Raw genomic sequence first — 15,894 nt, forward strand, 5'->3', positions numbered from 1 at the left:
CGTCGATATCCCGCGGAGGTCGGCATGACTCGGATCCGCGCCCTCCTGGGGGCGGCGTTGTCCGGTTTGCTGATCGCCGCCGCCCCGGCCGGCCCGGTTTCGGCCGCCACCGACGCCCAGGGCACCACGTTCACGCCGGCCCAGCCGGTCTACACGATGGATCCGGGATCGTGGACCACGGTCTCGCTGACCGTCACCACGTCGGACGGCCGGCCGCTGAGCGCCCCGGCCTCGCTGTCCTACGCGGGCACGTCGCTGCTCTTCGACAAGGGCACCCCGTCCGGCAGCCCGGCCCAGATCGTGGTCGCCGCGCCCGCCGCGACCGGCCCGGCCACCGCCACCCCGCTCCCCCTCGACCTGCGGGTCGACGGCGCGCGCCTCACCACCCGGCCGCTGGTCGTGGTCAACGCGCACGGTCTGCCCTACCTCGACGCCCACCGGCCGGTCGAACGCCGGGTCGACGACCTGCTCGGCCGCATGACCCTGGCCGACAAGATCGGCCAGATGACCCAGGCCGAGCGGGCCGCGGTCACCTCCGACCCGTCGGCCGTCGCTAGCCTGCGGCTCGGCTCCGTCCTCTCCGGCGGCGGCTCGGCGCCGACGCCGAACACCCCGGACGCCTGGGCTTCGATGGTCAACACCTTCCAGGGGTACGCGATGAGCACTCCCCTGCAGATCCCCCTGCTCTACGGCATCGACGCCGTGCACGGCCACGGCAACGTGCTCGGCGCGACGATCTTCCCGCACAACGTCGGCCTCGGCGCGGCCCGCGACCCGGCGCTGACCTACGAGACCTATCGCGCCACCGCCACCGAGATGCGCGCGACCGGCATCCCGTGGGACTTCGCACCCTGCGTCTGCGTGGCCCGCGACGAGCGGTGGGGCCGGGCGTACGAGAGCTTCGGCGAAGACCCCGGCCTGGTCACCCGCATGGAGACCGCCATCGACGGGCTGCAGCAGGGCGGTGTGCTGGCGACGGTCAAGCACTTCGCGGGCGACGGCGACACGCGGTACGGCACGGGAAGCGGCTCCTACACGATCGACCAGGGCGTCACCGTGACCAACCGGGCGTCCTTCGACCGCATCGATCTCGCCCCCTACTACCCGGCCGTCCGCGACCACCACGTGGGCGCGGTCATGCCGTCGTTCTCCAGCGTCGACCTGACCGGCACCCCGGTCAAAATGCACGCCAACCGCGACCTGATCACCGGCACCCTCAAGGGCCGGATCGGCTTCGACGGCTTCGTGATCAGCGACTGGGAGGGCATCCACCAGCTGCCCGACCCGACCGGCGCGCCGGCCCCCACGCCGGCACAGGTCAGCGCCGGGGTCAACGCCGGCATCGACATGTTCATGGAACCGGGCACGGCCTCCCAGTTCGAACAGGTCCTGACCGGCGAGGTCGCGGCCGGCCGGGTCCCGATGTCCCGCATCGACGACGCGGTGCGGCGCATCCTGCGGACGAAGTTCCGGATCGGACTGTTCGACCACCCGTACGCCCCGTCCCCCGCCGGCACCGTCGGTGACCCGGCGCACCGGGCCGTCGCCCGGAAGGCCGTCGCCGAGTCGCAGGTCCTGCTGAAGAACGCCGGTGGCCTGCTGCCGCTGTCGCCCTCCGCCCACCTGTACGTCGCCGGCCGCAACGCCGACGACATCGGCAACCAGGCCGGCGGCTGGACCCTCGACTGGCAGGGCCGGTCAGGCGCCTCGATCCCCGGCACGACGATCCTGCAGGGCATCCGCCAGGCCGACCCGCAGGTGACCTTCAGCCCCGACGCGTCGGCCCCGTTCACCGGCTCGGACGTGGGCGTGGTCGTGGTCGGCGAGACGCCCTACGCCGAGGGCCTGGGCGACGTGGGCGCGCCCGGCTGCTCGTGGTGCGCACCCCCACAGAACGAGCCGAAGTCGCTCGCCCTGCAGCCTGCCGACCGCGCGGTCGTATCCCGGGTCTGCGCGGCGCTGCCCCGCTGCGTGGTGCTGGTCGTCTCCGGCCGTCCGCAGGTCATCCCCGCCCTGGGCTCCGTCGACGCCCTGGTCGCGTCGTGGCTGCCCGGCTCCGAGGGCGAGGGCGTGGCCGACGTGTTGTTCGGCCGGGCCCCGTTCACCGGCCGCCTGCCGGTGACGTGGCCCGCGTCGGCCGCCCAGGAGCCGATCAACGTGGGCGACGCGCACTACCGGCCGCTCTACCCGTACGGCTGGGGCCTGCGCACCGACTCCGGCCGCGCCCGCCTCCAAGCCGCGGCGGGCCCGCACCCCGCCGGTGCAGTGGCCGCCCTGCTGGCCTCGCACAACTGGGACACAGCGGGCCGCCTGCGGGTCTCCGATGCCACGCTGCGCCTGGCGTCATCGGCGCTGAAGACCCCGGCCGTCCAGGACACAGTGCTGTCGGTCGTCACCGACGCCGCCCAGGCCCGCGCGCTGGCCGGCAACGGCGGCCCGGAGTGGGCCACCAGGCTGGCCCGAGCCGACCAGGCCCGCACGGCCGGCGCGGCAACCAAGGCGTTCGAACACCTGCGGAGCATGTTCTGAACGGCCGGCCGACCGGCTCGCGGTCCCCGGTCCGATAACCGACATTGACCCTCCCCGGTCCTCACCCGGCTGCGCGGGTCATCCAAGACGTGCAGACTTACTTCCTTGCGGTACTGCCGCAGCAGAGCGGTGCAGTCGGCCGCGGACAGCCCGGCGCCGGTCATCCAGCGGCCTTCGATCAACACCAACCGACCTTGCGGCCGCAGGAGTGCGACCCAGCGCGCCAACGCGTTCGCTGGATCAGGCAATGCCCAGAGCACGTGCCGAGCCAGAACGACGTCGAACGACGCCGGCAGGAACGGCGGCCGTGAGGCGTCGCCATGCTGCAGCGCCACGGCGACGCCGAGTCGGGCCGCCTTACCGCGAGCCTCTTCGAGCATGCGGTGCGAGGTGTCGAGGCCGTGGACATGATGTCCCGCTTGAGCCAGAAGGACCGACAGGCTGCCCGTTCCGCAACCGAGATCGACGATCGATGCTGGCGGGTCCGGCAGGACCGGCGTGCGCCGCGGACACCGCCCGGTCGAGGTCGCGTTTTGTCGTGCGCAACCTGTTGGCACCATCGGTCACCAGGCTCAGACACTTCCTCGCCGTCGTTGCCCACCGAAGGCTTCGCGAGGATACGAAAAGGCGCAGGTCCCGCAGGCGCGGACCACGCCGAGCCGGACCAGCCGGTACGGGCGGGAGTCCGGTCACCTGACGGCCGTCGACCTAACCTCGCGCCCGCCGGAACAAGTCCGACAATGCCTGGTCCATCCAGTAGACGGTGCCGCCCTCGGAGTTGTCCCACATCCAGCACCATTTGCGACCAGCCGCGACACAGTGGCGGCTCGGCCACGCCAGCACGCCGGCGATGCCGTGGGCGCCGTTCGGGATGTGGTGAAGCCGTGCGAGCTCCTCGCCCAGGTATCGCTCCCCGGGCTCGTCAATGAGGGTCGAGAACACCGCCTTGGCGCGCGGGCTGAACTTCGCCCACACCGCCTCGGCGAGCTCGCCATCGCCTGACCCCCACCCGGCCGACTCGGGCCCGGCGCTCGTCGGCCGGTCGTCGAACCCTTCGCCCTCGGGTGAAGCCAGCCACTTCCCGTACATGGCGTAGAACTCAGCGACACGGTCCTCGGGCACCTTCACGGAGATATCGATCATCCTTCGCCTCCTTCGACACCCGCAGCTTAAGGTATCTCGGAGGTATGTCAATGGGGGTCGGAGATAGCTCGTGCCCCGACCGCGTATGACGCGTATGAGATGACAGGCTCGTCGCGTTGGCTGATCTGAAGATCAAGGCAGGCTTGACGGGTGGGGTAGCAGGATGAGCGTGCGCCGGTTGAAGGTACTGGATCCGAGGTAGAACAGCGGTGGCGCTGTTGAGCACGCGCACCGAGGCAGTCTGGTGCAACGGGCCGGTCGAGAATCCCGTCATGGTCCCTGTCCGGCATCGCTCGACGTAGCCGCGGGGTGCGCCGATTTCGGCAGTCTGCTGACCACGAGACCATAGGAATCGATCACCAGCCTCCGTACCAGGGCCTCGTCGATGCCGGGGCCGGCGGCGGCGCTGACCCAGTGACGCTTGTCGGTGTGGTATCCCGCCCTGATCTCCTCAAACTGCTCACGGAGCGCGAAGGCTCTTCTCCCAGTTCGGGTTGACGCGGTGTTCGAGGATGACGCCGGGCAGCGATGTCGCCGCATCGTTTGCCACCTGCTGCGGCTCTTGTTCGTCCATGATGTTCGCCTCATTTCTCGATCAGGCGAAGGTGAACAGCTGGCCGGGCTCGAAGCGGGAGATCGCGGTTGTGTACTGCTTGTTCAGGTCGGGGTATCCCAGCGCCAGCAGCACGGTCGTGGTGTGTCCGCTCTTGCGGATGCCGAACGCCTTGTCGACCGTGACCGGGTCGAAACCCTCCAGCGGCATGGCTTCGACCCCGAGCTCGGCGGCGGCCATCATCAGCAGGCCCAGCACCATGTAGGTCTGTTTCTCCATCCAGTGATAGGTGTCCTTGTAGGTGTAGCTGCGCAGGTTCACGAAGTCGCGGGTCATGTACTCCCAGTTCTCCTGCTTCGCGACGGTCGGGAACCGGCCGTCTTCGCGCTCCTTGCCGAACACAGCGTCCAGGTGTTCGGCGGGAAGGTCCGCGCGGGTGGTCATGATGATCGTGTGCGAGGAGTTCGTGATCTTCTCGCCATTGTCGGCGAACCGCTCGCCGAGGTTCGCAGCCAGCTTCGCCTTGCCCTCCGTGGTGGACAGAACGATGAAGTGGTTTGGCTGGATGTTCGTGGAGGTGGGGGCAGAGCGCAGGAACTTCAGCAGCTGCTGGATCGTCTCTTCGGGGATCGTCTTGGTGCCGTCGAAGTACCGGGTGAGGTGTTTGTTCATGATCTGGTCGAGGTCCATGGATTCTGCTTTCTCTAGGTCAGGTTGATGTGGCTTCGATGGTTTGGGGGTCAGGACGCGCCGGCGAGCAGATCGTTCACGCGGCCGAAGCCGAAGCCGGCCGTGGCCGAGGCGATGTCGCCGCGCTGTAGTGCCTGCGCGGCGTGCTCAAGAGCGGTCAGTGCCGTTGCGTACAGCGCGGGGCCGAGGCTTACGCGCTTGACGCCCACTTTCTGAAGCTCGGCGACGGTCAGCACCTGGTCCGCCGGGGAGATGAGCACGTTCACTGGCGTCGGTGCGACGGCGGTGACGATCTTCACGAGAGACTCGAGGTCAGGCGGGAACGGTGCGTAGAGCACGTCGGCGCCAACTTCGGCGAACGCCGTCAGCCGTCGGATGGTGTCGTCGAGGTCGGGACGTCCCTGGAGGTAGTTGTCGGTGCGGCCGGTGACGACGATCCGTCCCTTCGCGGCCCGCACCGCGGCGCGGACGCGGTTCACCGCGTCGTCGAAGCCGCGGATCGGGTCGTCGGGGTTCCCGGTGGTGTCCTCGATCCCGATGCCGGCGAGCCCGTGGTTGACCGCGGCGTTCACCGTTGCGGCGACGTCCTGGGCGGTCTCGCCGTAGCCGTCTTCGAAATCGCCGTTCACGGGCAGGCCGGTCACGCGAGCCAGGAGCGCAGCGTGCTCCAGGTGCTCCTTGGGCAACACGCTGTGGCGTCCGTCCGGTCGTCCGAGCGTGGCCGCCAGCGCCGCCGATGACGTGCCGATGGCCTCGAAGCCGGCGTCGGCGAGGATCAGGGCCGAGACCGCATCCCAGGCATTGGGCAGCACGTGCCCGCCTTCGCGCGTGTGTAGTGCCATGAACTTCTCGTAGAAGTCGGAGCCGGCCATGATGTTGTTCCTTCCAAGGGTCCGCGTGCGTAGGTGGATCAAGCGGCCGCGGGGTGGAAGTGGGGATATCCGCGGTGTCTGGTTGACGTTGTTGATGTAGTTGGTCATCAGCGCACATCTCGATCACCCGGCGCACGAAACGGACCACGGCGGCCCGTGCCGGGTCGATCGAGCTTCCCGCTCGTGCGGAGCTCAATGTCCTCTTTCGACATCCCGCCCTGCAGGGACGCCGCCGTGTGCACTGCCAGGCAGTAGTCGCAGCCATACGCGTGGGAGACGGCCAGCGCGATCGTGTGGCGCGTCTTCGCATCCATGAGATCAACCACTACTTCCCGACCAAGGAGAGCCTTGTCCTCGCGGTCATCGCGTGGCAGGCGGAGCGCGTCCTCGGGGTTCCACCGCAGCGAGCAGGTCCACGACTTCAACGACTTCGAGGACTTCCGGCGCAGGGCGGCTTTCTACACCGAGACCGACAGCGGGTACGGCAGCGGCCTTGGCTCGCTCGCCGACGAAATCATCGAGACCGATCTGGACGTCCAGAAGGGCTCGCGGCAGCCTTTGCCCAGTGGCATGGAATTCGCGACGCGCTTTGCCGCTTGCAGGATCACGGCCGCCTGAACATTGACGCCAATACCGAACAGCTCGCCACCCTCTTGCTCGCCGCGCTCCAGGGCGGCATGCTCCTCGCACAGGTTGGGCAGGACGCCTCACCGCTGAGGAACGCCATGATTCCGCCCTCGCCTACATCGAGACGTTCGCCCGAACCGACTGAGCGCTTATCGTGTCGATCGGAGCTCAGTGTGTTGTGTCAGCTCCCGTATCGGGCGAGGAACATGTCGACCGCGGCGCGAGAAGGAAGCGTCCTGAGCGTTCACGGCCACGCACGTCTCCCGCGAAATGGAGTTCCGGGTGGACGCTTCGGTCAGATGGCCAACCCCGCGCCGCCGGATACGACGATCTCTTGCCCGGTGATGTACGCAGCGTCGTCTGACGCCAGAAATGCGACCGTCCCGGCGATGTCTTCTGGTGTTGCGAGGCGGGCGAATGGATTGTGCTCGGCCAACGCTGTCATCGTCCCCGCGACGTCCTCGGTTGCCGTTCGGATCGAGGCTCTCGTCATTGGAGTGTCGGTCAATCCCGGGCTGACCGCGTTGATGCGAATCCGGCGGGGTGCGAGTTCGAGTGCAAGGGTCGGAATCATGGACAGCATCGCGCCGTGGGATCCGGCTGCGACGCTGCTGCCGGTGAGGCTGCGCGTTGCTCCGATCCCTACAGTGACGATGACCGATGCGCTGTCAGACAGGAGCGGCAGGGCTTTGGCCAAGGTGAAGAAAACTCCTTTGGTGTTGACGGCGAACACCTCGTCGTACCCAGCTTCGTCCCAATGCTCCAGAGTCATGGGGCGGTTGACGCCGGCGTTGAGGAACAGCGTGGTCAGGCTTCCGAAGTGCGCTCCGACTTGGAATACGACCTTGTCGATGTCCGATAGAGACCGAGCGTCAGATTGCAACACCAGGATGTCGTCGGGCAGTTCTTCGCGCGCTCGAGCCACGCTCTCCCGGTGTTGTCCGGTGATGGCTATGCGATAGCCGCGGTCATGCAGAGTACGAGCAGTGGCCTTCCCGATCCCGCTGGTGCCACCAGTGATCAACGCTGTACGTGCCGACATGACCTTAACTCCTTCTTCGTTGTTGCTGGACTGGACGGTCCGATCGGACCGCGCCGGTGCGATGGCATCCGTCTGGTCCGGCGAGAGTCGATACCAGCGCTGGACTATACCGTCCAAGTTTACGAGGCCTGCAGTGTGACTGTAGCTTGCACAGAGAAGAGCGCCACCAAGGGACAGCGAGTAGCCACAGCGTACTTAGACTCGCTCCATGAACTCTCTTGGTCGGTGGGTGCGGATCACCCCATGGGTTACACCAGTACTATACAGTCCATGGAACGGTGAGAATCGCGGCGCTTTGCCGGTCTTGCTCAGCGACGGCGTCGGCTTCTCCGGCAGGCCGCGTTCCTGCCGGTTGGATCGTCGCGCGGGTGCGGAGGGCACTGAGCATGGAACAGATCGCGGTCGTCAACGAAACGCGGGAGATGGTCGACGCCACCGATCGTCGCCGCTACGAGCTGCGTGAATCCGGCGAGGTCGTAGCAACGCTCGACTACCGAACCGTACTGTCCGGTCGTGCGGACCTATATCGGGCGCCACCCGAAGTATTTGCCGATAGTTGATCGCGCACACCTCGGCAACATCAGCTCACCGACTGAACGGTGATGCCTCACCGGACTGCCCGCGCGGCGGCTCCGTTGCCTCGTGGTGCGCCCGCGGCTTCGGAGGGACCCAGGGGTCCACCGATGCTGGAAGACCCCGCAGGCGTACGGGTACGCTGGCGCCATGGACGACGAGCAGGCGGCCGCGCCGCGTAAGCGGCGCCGGCGTGCTCCCGATCCGCGTGCCCTCGCGACCCGGCGGCGGATCCTCGAGGCCGCGAACAATCTGATGTTCGTGCGGGGCGTCAACTCGACGAGCATCGACGACGTGCTGGAGGCCAGTGGCACCAGTAAGTCGCAGCTCTACATGCACTTTCCCGACAAGCTCACCCTGATCAGGGAAGTGGTGAAGTTTCGCGGGCAACTGGTTCTCGAGCGCGAGCAGGGGCGGCTGGAGCGATTCCGTACCTTCGGCGCGTTGCGGCGCTGGCGCGACGCACTGGTGAAGGCGAACGATCTGCAGAAGGGCGCCTACGGTTGCGGTCTCGGCTCGATGGCCTCCGAGCTCTCCGACCAGGACGAGCAGTCTCGCCGGTCGCTAGCGGAGACGTTCGCGGCCTGGGAAATGCTGATCAGTGATGGATTGCGCCGCATGCAGAAGGCCGGCACGCTGCGCGAGGACGCCGACCCCGAGCGGTTGGCAACCTTCCTGATGGCCGCCCTGCAAGGCGGATATCTACTCGCCAACGCGGCCCACGATGTCCAGCCGATGGCAGTCGCCCTTGACATCGCGCTGGAGCAGGTTAAAACGTTCGTGGTGGACAAGCCGGCTCTGGCCGCTTACTGAACCCCTTTACTGGTGGACTGTATAGTCCTTCATAGGTAGCCTGGCTCGCCATGACGACAAACTATGACCGAGTAGTGGCCAGCGCCCGCGCCGTACTTCCCGCAGTGCACCGACGGCGGACCGAGGTGACGTCGGGGGCCTTCTCATTCGTGGCTGACGATCCGCATGGCGGCGCGGCTGGGGATGGGCCTACGCCCACGGAGTATCTGCTCATCGCGCTGGCCAGCTGTACGGCGCAGACCCTTCGGCAATACGTGGACTACAAGGTCGACTACGCCGGCGACATAACGGTCGACGTGCAATATCACGAGCCGCAGGAGGAGGGCGCCGAGCGCTATCTGACCCGCAAGATAACGCTCAGCGAACAGCCCGACCCGCAGGACCTCGTCGTGATGCAGGACATCGCCGAGCGGTCGCCGGTGACCCTGCTCATCCAGTTCGCCTACAACGTGCGTACGAAATTCGCGGCGTGACGCCCAGGCTCTGTGGCCGGCAACGCTTGGCGTCGCCGGCCACAGCGGCGACCGCGGAAGGACGTTACTTCGTAGTTCGTCCAGGAGTGGCAGCGTCGTCGGACGATCTGCGTCCTGACCTCGGATCGGCCATCAGCTGACTACCGCGCCTGCGAATCTTGACGGCCGCGGCGTACTCCGTTGCGCACGCGGCTCCGCACCACCACTCGTACGCCGACGTGCGGAGACCCAATGACGCTGGATCAGTCCCAATGAGGCTGGATCACATCCGTTGAGGACTCACACTGTCCGTTCTCAACCGAAGCGATCCGCCGACATAGCGCTGACCTGCATCGGATCAGTATCGCTGAGACAGCCGTGGTCCGCCTTGTCTCAATCAATCTGATCCTTTCTTGCGGTGGCGGTCGAGAACCGTTTTGGCTTTCCTGAGGAGGAAATAGGCCGTGCGATCGGGTTCGCTGGCGTAGTCGCGCCACCAGTACGCCGGCCCCTCGGGTACGGCTACCCATCGGCAGAGCGGGTGGCCGCGGCCGAGGAGATCGCGCGGCGCCGGGTAGTGCAGGTATCTGGCGGCTTGGGCGAGGAAGTCGACCGGCGCGCTGATGATCGGTCTGGCGCCGGGAATTTCGTGGTCTGGTGGCCAGGGCAGGGTGCTCAGGAGGTCGGCGAGGGCGATGGTTTCGGGGTAGCGGACGAGGTCGTCGGTGTTCGGAAGGCCAAGCCGCATTGCGCGGGCCTGCCATCTGATTTCGAGGTGTTCCGGGCTGCTGCGTCGCTTCGGTGCGTACGGCCGCCAGTTGGCCGTGAGTTGCAGAGCGGCACGAAGCGCGGAAGTGAAGGTGTTTCGGCGTCGGCGCAGACGGCGGTGCCGCCGGCTCGCTGCTGCGATCTCGGGGAATGGTCCGAGCTGTTGTCGGTCTATGGGTGGGTCTGGCCGGGCGAGGATCTGGTGGTGGGTGCTGCAAATGCCTGGTTGGTGTTCGGTCAGGGCGATGGTGGCGTCGGCGGCGGCCGCCTTGGTGCACCGGGTGCAGGGGCGGACGAGGCGCTGGGTGGTCAGTTTCGCCCACCGGCAGGTGGGGGCGTGCCAGTCGGCGGCGTTCAATACGGTTCGGGTGGCGTTGAGCAGGGCTCGCGACGGTGAGTCGCTGTAGACGGCGAGCCGGTCGAGCGCCGCGCGGTTGAGGGTCAGATCGTAGGTGTCGGCGAACAGTCCGCCGGCTTCCGGGTGGGATTCATGCCGGCCGAGGTGGGAGATCAGCAGGGTGGGGTGGGTGTGGTTGGTTACGGCCAGCCGGCGTACGTAAGAGATGAGCAACTCTCCAGGCAGCGGCGGCAGGGAGATGGGCAACGTACGGGCTGTGTCTCGCCAGCGGCCGCCCTGGGCGTTGGTCACGCGCTGCGTGCTGGCGCCCGGCGGCGCGGCCGCGGGAAGGCGGGGTGTTCGGCGGCGTAGTCGAGGGTGACACGGTCGAGACCGGTTTTGGTGAGGCGTTCGGTGCGGTCGTAGATGGCCTCGATCGCGGCGTCGCGCAGCAGGTGGGAGAGGCTGCCGATCATCCCGTTGGTCCGCTCGTACAGGTAGGTGGCTTGGCGGGGCAGGGTGCCGGTCCGGTGACGGTGCAGCCGGAGGGCGTTCTCGAGTGCGGCGACCAGGGCGGTCCATTGGTCGCGTTGGGTGCGTGTGCCGTAGGCGAAGGCCGGGCTGTCGATGCTGGTGAAGCGGCCGGCGATTTGACGGCCGCGGACGCCGGAGAACAGGCCGACGTGTTCGACATCGATGCCGGTGTAGACAAACGTCGCCGCGATCCGTTCGGCAAGGTACTTGAGCTGGTCGGAGGTCTCGGCGCCGCCGCGGGTGGCGAGGTTGAGGTTGTGGATCTCATCGACGTGCACAAGGTCGGTGCCGAGCCGGCAGAGTAGGTCGCAGACCGCGTTGGTGATGTTGACCTGGTTGAGGGTGCGGGGCAACGGCAGGCCGAGGAACCGGGCGAACTCGGCGGCCAGAACTTTCGGGGTCGCCGCCGGCGGGACGGTGACGTAGACGACGGGAAGGAACGCGCCGCTGGCGGTGCGGCGGCGCCGGGCGAGCAGCTCGTGGTGTTTGCCGAGCTGCTTGATCGCGGTGGTCTTGCCGGTGCCGGACTCGCCGGTCACGACCAGCCCCCGTCGGGCGGAGTCCTGGCCGCGGTTCAACGCCGTGAGGCGGCGGCCGGTCGTCACCACCTGATCGACGGTCGAAGTCGCGACGACGATGAGCCGGGCGTGATAAGCAATGCGGGCCTCGTCGTAGGCGTCCCGCTGCGCCTCGGTGAGCGCTGCTAGCTGCTCAGGCGCGAGCAGCTCGACAGGAGTGGGCTGGCCGGTGACGAAGGCCGCCCACCCTTCCTTGGTGGTCACCGGCCGATGTTCCCGGGGATCATTCGGCTGTTCGTTGTTGTTCTTGGTCATCGGTAACGCTGTTCGTCGCCGGCCTCGAACGTACGCAATGCGATGACGGGCGCCGCATCTGCGTGATCGGCTTCGCCGGTCGGCTGGCGAGCCGCCTCGTCGGTCGACGGCGGGTCGGGGCGCGGAATCGGCGGAGCAGCGGCTGTGCGCGCGGCGGCCCGCCGCGATGTTGGCGTGTGCGGCTGGCCGGCTCGGGCGAGGAGGTCATGCAGGGCGTGCGCGATCGCGGTCTGGTCGCTGTGGTCGCCGTCGCGGTCAGCGACGATCTGCCGGGCAGCGCGCCAGGTGAAGTCGGCGAAGGGCTGCCCGACCATCGGCAGGTGGGTCCAGGCGGCGGTGATCCACCGGTGGCGACGAGGGTCGCGGACGAAGACGTGCGACAGGTCGTACGGGTCGTAATGGATCTCCCAGCGCCGGTCCTTGCCGACGACGCCGGACGGGGTGTGCCGGTAGTCGTTGAGCTCGGCGCTGTCGTAGTGGCGGTGGCCGATCTGGATGCCCTGATCGCCGATGGTGCGCCACCGGACCGGAAGCAGCTCCAGGTAGTCCGCGCCATCCAGCGGCAGGGTGAGGTAGCCGGCGGCGGCGGTCGCCGCGGCGAACATCTCGTTGGGCGACAGAAACCGGTCGCCGGTCTCGGGGTGGCGCAGGCCCTCGTGCGGACGGGGCTGCCAGCCGGCGACGATCCACTCGTCGAGCAGATCCTGCAGTTGGGCAACGGTCCAGCGGGCGGTGACCGCCTCGGTCGTGCCGCGCCGGGTGACGTTGGCTCCGAGGTAGCCAGCGACGTGCTGGCTGAACAACGTGTTGATCGAGTGGAACGAGCGCTCGACGATGCCTTTGTCGGTCGGTGTGCGCGGCCGGGCCGTCTCGATCGAGATCCCGAGGCGGGCGCACGCACGGACGAAGGTCTCGGAGACGAACACCGATCCACGGTCGGTGACCACGGTCTCGGGCACGATCACCGGCCGGGCCGCAGCGTGTTCGAGCCGCTCGTCCAGCGCCAGGAGCCGCTCGTGCGGGAGCCGGGATCTAGCCATCCGCACGGCGTCCGGCCAGCCGGGCCGCATCGGTTCAGGCACCAGCGTCCGGGCCAGCAGCAGGGCCGCGTCTACGGCCTTGGTGCCTTTCGGGCGCAGCACGGCGGCGCAGATCGACCGGGTAGCGACGTCCAGGACGATCGTAAGCTCGACTCGGCCCTCGACGCCGTCGTCGAGCACCGCGAGGACGTCCAGCGGCGACGTGTCGATCTGCATCAGCTCGCCGGGCCGCAACGCGATGGTCCGGGTAAACGGTCGGGGCGGCCGCTTCGCCTGGGTCCGGCGCGTCGTCGCCTCGCCGAATGTGTGCCGCCCGACATCCATCACCGCGGCCAGCCGGTAGAACGTCGCTCGCGACGGCAGGGCCACCACGCCGGTACCGTGCTCGGCGGCGAGCCGCTGCTCCATCCTGCGGCGCAGCCGTAGCCGGGTGCCGGTCGATTCGCCGGTCTCGGCCCGCATGGCGGCCGCCATCGCGGCGACCACCCGCGGATCGGTGCGGCCGTACGCGCTGGTGCCCCGGGTGCCCCGCTGGTCGACCAGGCCCCACACGCCAGAGGCCCGGTACCGCAGCCGCATCCGCTTGACCGTGACCGCACTGACCCGCTGGCCCGCCGCCGTCAGCTCGGCGGCCTTCGCGGCGTCGCGCTGCGCCAGCGTGCGCCGCCTGGGATCGTATGGTTCTCGCGGTCGGGAGCCGAGCGCGGCGCCCGGCGGTATGCCGGTCTCGACCTCGACGACGTGTCGCTCCCACTTTCGGGCCCGCTGCACCAGCTCGGCGGGAAGCGCATCGAGCAGCCCGGTCGGATCGAGGCGCTGCACAGCGTTATCGGTGCTCAGTAGGGCGAAGCCCGGGCCGGCTAACAGGTGACCGGTCAGCAGGATCTGAGCGCCGCCATGGCCGTCGGTGAGCCTGACCCGGACCCCATCGAGTCCGGCGATTGTCCAGCAGCTGTCTTCGAACCGGACCTGATCACCGACTCGCAGGACCGGCCAGCCGACGGTCATCGCTGGACCGCCCGTACTGGTGAGCTGTCGCAAAGTACTTGGGACAGGTTGGTACTGAGCTGACCCCGCCATAGCAGGTGGAATACCACCGGAAGGGTGAGCAGTGGATCGCCGAGCCGTTCGGCGCCCTGCATCAACGGCAACGGCTCCGCGAACACCACGGGCGCGGCCGCGGCGAGCGTAGCTGTAACACCGCGGGACCGGCGGTACCCGGCAAGCCATCGCACGTTGGCCGCAAGGACCGGATCCGGCTCGTGCACCAGCCGATACCTCCAGCCTGCCTGCTTGCATGCGGCGCCGGTCGCGGCGAAGATCGCGGCATCAGAGGCCGGGACCCTCGATGCAGGGCGCACGTCGACTACCACGCCCGTGCCATCGGTGAGGCGAGCGAAAAAGTCCGGCACGTGCCCGCGACCGCGACCGCGTCGGGTGTCGTCCCATCGCAGCCGGAACGGCTGGGCGGCGATCGCCGCCACCTGCGGGTCGAAATCCAGCAGCATTACGTGGTCGCGTTCAAGCCAAGACTCGAACCCCACGTGGGCGTTCGTCGTGGCCGACCACCACAGGCCGGTATTACTGCGTTGACCCCGGTATCGGGCAAACGCCCGCACCGGCGCGACGAACTCGAAGGCCACCGTCGCCGCCTGTTCAATCGCGACCTCGCAGGGGCCGCTAGGCCCGGCATATTCGAGTTGAAATTGGGGCAGCGCCACGTCGGCGAGCTTCATCGCACCGGACATGGCCCTCCCGACACCGGTCCTGTCTTCGCAGGTTATGGCTTGCTCGCGCCTCGTTCCATCACCAGAAAGAGCGACACACCAGGGCGTCAAGTCGGCCTAGCGCCCGGCACTGGGAGGCCGTGTCCCTTACCCCGACGCCCGCCCCGGCGGCCAATGGTGCCGTGATCACTTCCACCGCCGACGTGATCCGCTCCCGCCTAAAAGATGACGTCTCATTCTGACGGATAGATAGATACCACCCGTTTACCCCGTCATAACGGCGGCCCCCGCGTAACGGTTCCGCGTCCCGCCGACGTGGACGACCTGGCGGGGGACGGGGCTTTCTCCGGTCCAAGCCGAGCGCATCGGCCACAACCGGCGCCGGGTCTTGCAAACCAGCTGCCGCAGCGCGGAGACGCCGGCCTCATTGAGCGTCAAACCCCGGCGTGCATAGCCGCTTGGCCGTGGTCGCGTAGGCCAGCGGCTGTCCCGCGTAGGTCGGGAACGGCCAGCCCAGTTCGACGGCTCCGGCGAGCTCGCGGAGCAGTCCGGCGAACGGCTCGGGCGCGGAACCGGCGGGTCACCAAATTGGACGAGCAACTCGGCTCCCGTATTCACTAGGTCGCTGTGGTCGGCCGGTCGATACGGCTGATCGGTTACGCGTCGAGCAGTGGCAGGCGCGCCGCAACCCGGGTTGGCAGCCGCCCGGTGTCGTCGGTGACGAACCGGCGCAGCCATGCCGGGCGTCGCCGCCGGGCGATCGCCCGGCGGGCTTGAAGGCCCCTGGTGCGCGGCCAGCAGTTCGCTGACGGTAGCGGGCAGGACCGCCACCTCGGTGTAGGTTCAGCTCTCCAGCACGGCATCGATGATGTAGACCACGGCGTTGGTGGTCTGCACGTTGGCGCAGACAACCGTGGCGACGCCGTCGACGGTGACGATTCCGGCGTTGTTCTCGATGGTCAGATCTGTGCGGCCCAGTGTGGTGTGCCGCCCGGGTAGTTGATCGGGGCTCAGTCGCCAGGTGAGGATGTGTCTTGCGAGCGTGCGCACCAGCGTTTCCCGATCGGTGCTCTCGATGGTTGGCAGTTTCTCGAAAGCTTGATCGGTGGGGGCGAACACGGTCAACGCCGGAGCCCGGTTCAGCGACTCGAGCACGTTGGCCCGCTTCAGCGCGGCGCCCAGCAGCGACAGTTGTGGGTTTTCGGCGATGGCCGTTCCGGCTGGTTTCGTCGCCATTGCGTGCAAGATGTTCGCGGGACCGCAGTCTGTTTCGCCCCGGGTTTGATGGAGACATCGAAACCTGGGAGAAGATTTAGCTATGCCGGCACCGAAGAAGTACCCCGACGAGCTGCGTGAGCGTG

15 protein-coding genes and 1 pseudogene are annotated in these 15,894 nt (G+C 68.0%); 5 read left to right on the top strand and 11 right to left on the bottom strand.

Features of this window, described 5'->3' with window-relative positions:
• Window positions 1-24: 24 nt before the first annotated feature.
• A complete protein-coding gene (locus ACIA5C_RS44115) occupies window positions 25-2,529 on the top strand; it encodes a glycoside hydrolase family 3 protein (protein ID WP_396066408.1) in 2,505 nt (834 codons plus the stop codon).
• A gap of 173 nt (window positions 2,530-2,702) precedes the next feature.
• On the opposite strand, the pseudogene ACIA5C_RS44120 reads toward ACIA5C_RS44115, so the two are convergent.
• The 5 genes and pseudogenes from ACIA5C_RS44120 to ACIA5C_RS44140 all read right to left on the bottom strand — a co-directional run.
• Window positions 2,703-3,089, bottom strand: a pseudogene (locus ACIA5C_RS44120) (class I SAM-dependent methyltransferase); the annotation flags it as partial.
• 148 nt (window positions 3,090-3,237) lie between these two features.
• Complete coding sequence (locus tag ACIA5C_RS44125) at window positions 3,238-3,672, bottom strand: DUF6416 domain-containing protein (RefSeq protein ID WP_396066410.1); 435 nt, start codon at window positions 3,670-3,672, stop codon at window positions 3,238-3,240.
• A 595-nt stretch (window positions 3,673-4,267) separates the two neighbouring features.
• Complete coding sequence (locus ACIA5C_RS44130) at window positions 4,268-4,915, bottom strand: nitroreductase family protein (RefSeq protein WP_396066414.1); 648 nt, start codon at window positions 4,913-4,915, stop codon at window positions 4,268-4,270.
• Window positions 4,916-4,965: 50 nt separating this feature from the next.
• Window positions 4,966-5,895, bottom strand: a complete 930-nt coding sequence (locus tag ACIA5C_RS44135; RefSeq protein WP_396066416.1) for an isocitrate lyase/phosphoenolpyruvate mutase family protein — start codon at window positions 5,893-5,895, stop codon at window positions 4,966-4,968.
• Complete coding sequence (locus ACIA5C_RS44140; protein WP_396066418.1) at window positions 5,895-6,101, bottom strand: carboxymuconolactone decarboxylase family protein; 207 nt, start codon at window positions 6,099-6,101, stop codon at window positions 5,895-5,897. The genes ACIA5C_RS44135 and ACIA5C_RS44140 overlap by 1 nt, the downstream gene beginning before the upstream one ends.
• A 34-nt stretch (window positions 6,102-6,135) precedes the next feature.
• On the opposite strand from ACIA5C_RS44140, the gene ACIA5C_RS44145 reads away from it, so the two are divergent.
• Window positions 6,136-6,405 carry a hypothetical protein gene (locus tag ACIA5C_RS44145; RefSeq protein WP_396066420.1) on the top strand — a complete coding sequence of 90 codons (270 nt, stop codon included), beginning with the start codon at window positions 6,136-6,138 and terminating at the stop codon, window positions 6,403-6,405.
• 304 nt (window positions 6,406-6,709) lie between these two features.
• On the opposite strand, the gene ACIA5C_RS44150 is transcribed toward ACIA5C_RS44145, so the two are convergent.
• Window positions 6,710-7,456, bottom strand: coding sequence for an SDR family oxidoreductase (locus ACIA5C_RS44150; protein WP_396066422.1), 747 nt, complete (start codon window positions 7,454-7,456; stop codon window positions 6,710-6,712).
• A gap of 386 nt (window positions 7,457-7,842) precedes the next feature.
• Here ACIA5C_RS44150 and ACIA5C_RS44155 point away from each other — a divergent pair, with 386 nt between their 5' ends.
• The 3 genes from ACIA5C_RS44155 to ACIA5C_RS44165 all read left to right on the top strand — a co-directional run bounded on the left by ACIA5C_RS44155 (window position 7,843) and on the right by ACIA5C_RS44165 (window position 9,315).
• Complete coding sequence (locus ACIA5C_RS44155) at window positions 7,843-8,016, top strand: hypothetical protein (protein ID WP_396066424.1); 174 nt, start codon at window positions 7,843-7,845, stop codon at window positions 8,014-8,016.
• A 163-nt stretch (window positions 8,017-8,179) separates the two neighbouring features.
• Window positions 8,180-8,842: a TetR/AcrR family transcriptional regulator gene (locus ACIA5C_RS44160; protein WP_396066426.1), complete on the top strand. Its 663-nt coding sequence runs from the start codon at window positions 8,180-8,182 to the stop codon at window positions 8,840-8,842.
• Between the two features lie 50 nt (window positions 8,843-8,892).
• Complete coding sequence (locus ACIA5C_RS44165) at window positions 8,893-9,315, top strand: OsmC family protein (protein ID WP_396066428.1); 423 nt, start codon at window positions 8,893-8,895, stop codon at window positions 9,313-9,315.
• 376 nt (window positions 9,316-9,691) lie between these two features.
• Here the strand turns inward: ACIA5C_RS44165 and ACIA5C_RS44170 are convergent, their stop codons facing one another.
• From ACIA5C_RS44170 to ACIA5C_RS44190, 5 genes are all read right to left on the bottom strand, one after another.
• Complete coding sequence (locus ACIA5C_RS44170) at window positions 9,692-10,711, bottom strand: TniQ family protein (protein ID WP_396066430.1); 1,020 nt, start codon at window positions 10,709-10,711, stop codon at window positions 9,692-9,694.
• Window positions 10,708-11,715: an AAA family ATPase gene (locus ACIA5C_RS44175; RefSeq protein WP_396066432.1), complete on the bottom strand. Its 1,008-nt coding sequence runs from the start codon at window positions 11,713-11,715 to the stop codon at window positions 10,708-10,710. The genes ACIA5C_RS44170 and ACIA5C_RS44175 overlap by 4 nt, the downstream gene beginning before the upstream one ends.
• 47 nt (window positions 11,716-11,762) lie before the next feature.
• On the bottom strand, window positions 11,763-13,814 hold the full coding sequence (locus ACIA5C_RS44180; RefSeq protein ID WP_396066434.1) for a Mu transposase C-terminal domain-containing protein: 2,052 nt from the start codon (window positions 13,812-13,814) through the stop codon (window positions 11,763-11,765).
• Window positions 13,811-14,554 carry a TnsA-like heteromeric transposase endonuclease subunit gene (locus ACIA5C_RS44185; protein ID WP_396066436.1) on the bottom strand — a complete coding sequence of 248 codons (744 nt, stop codon included), beginning with the start codon at window positions 14,552-14,554 and terminating at the stop codon, window positions 13,811-13,813. The genes ACIA5C_RS44180 and ACIA5C_RS44185 overlap by 4 nt, the downstream gene beginning before the upstream one ends.
• Before the next feature lie 822 nt (window positions 14,555-15,376).
• A partial coding sequence (locus tag ACIA5C_RS44190) for a fasciclin domain-containing protein (protein ID WP_396066438.1) occupies window positions 15,377-15,894 on the bottom strand: 518 nt, incomplete at its 5' end.

Source organism: Actinoplanes sp. NPDC051343, from assembly GCF_044455125.1.
Classification (GTDB): Bacteria; Actinomycetota; Actinomycetes; order Mycobacteriales; family Micromonosporaceae; genus Actinoplanes.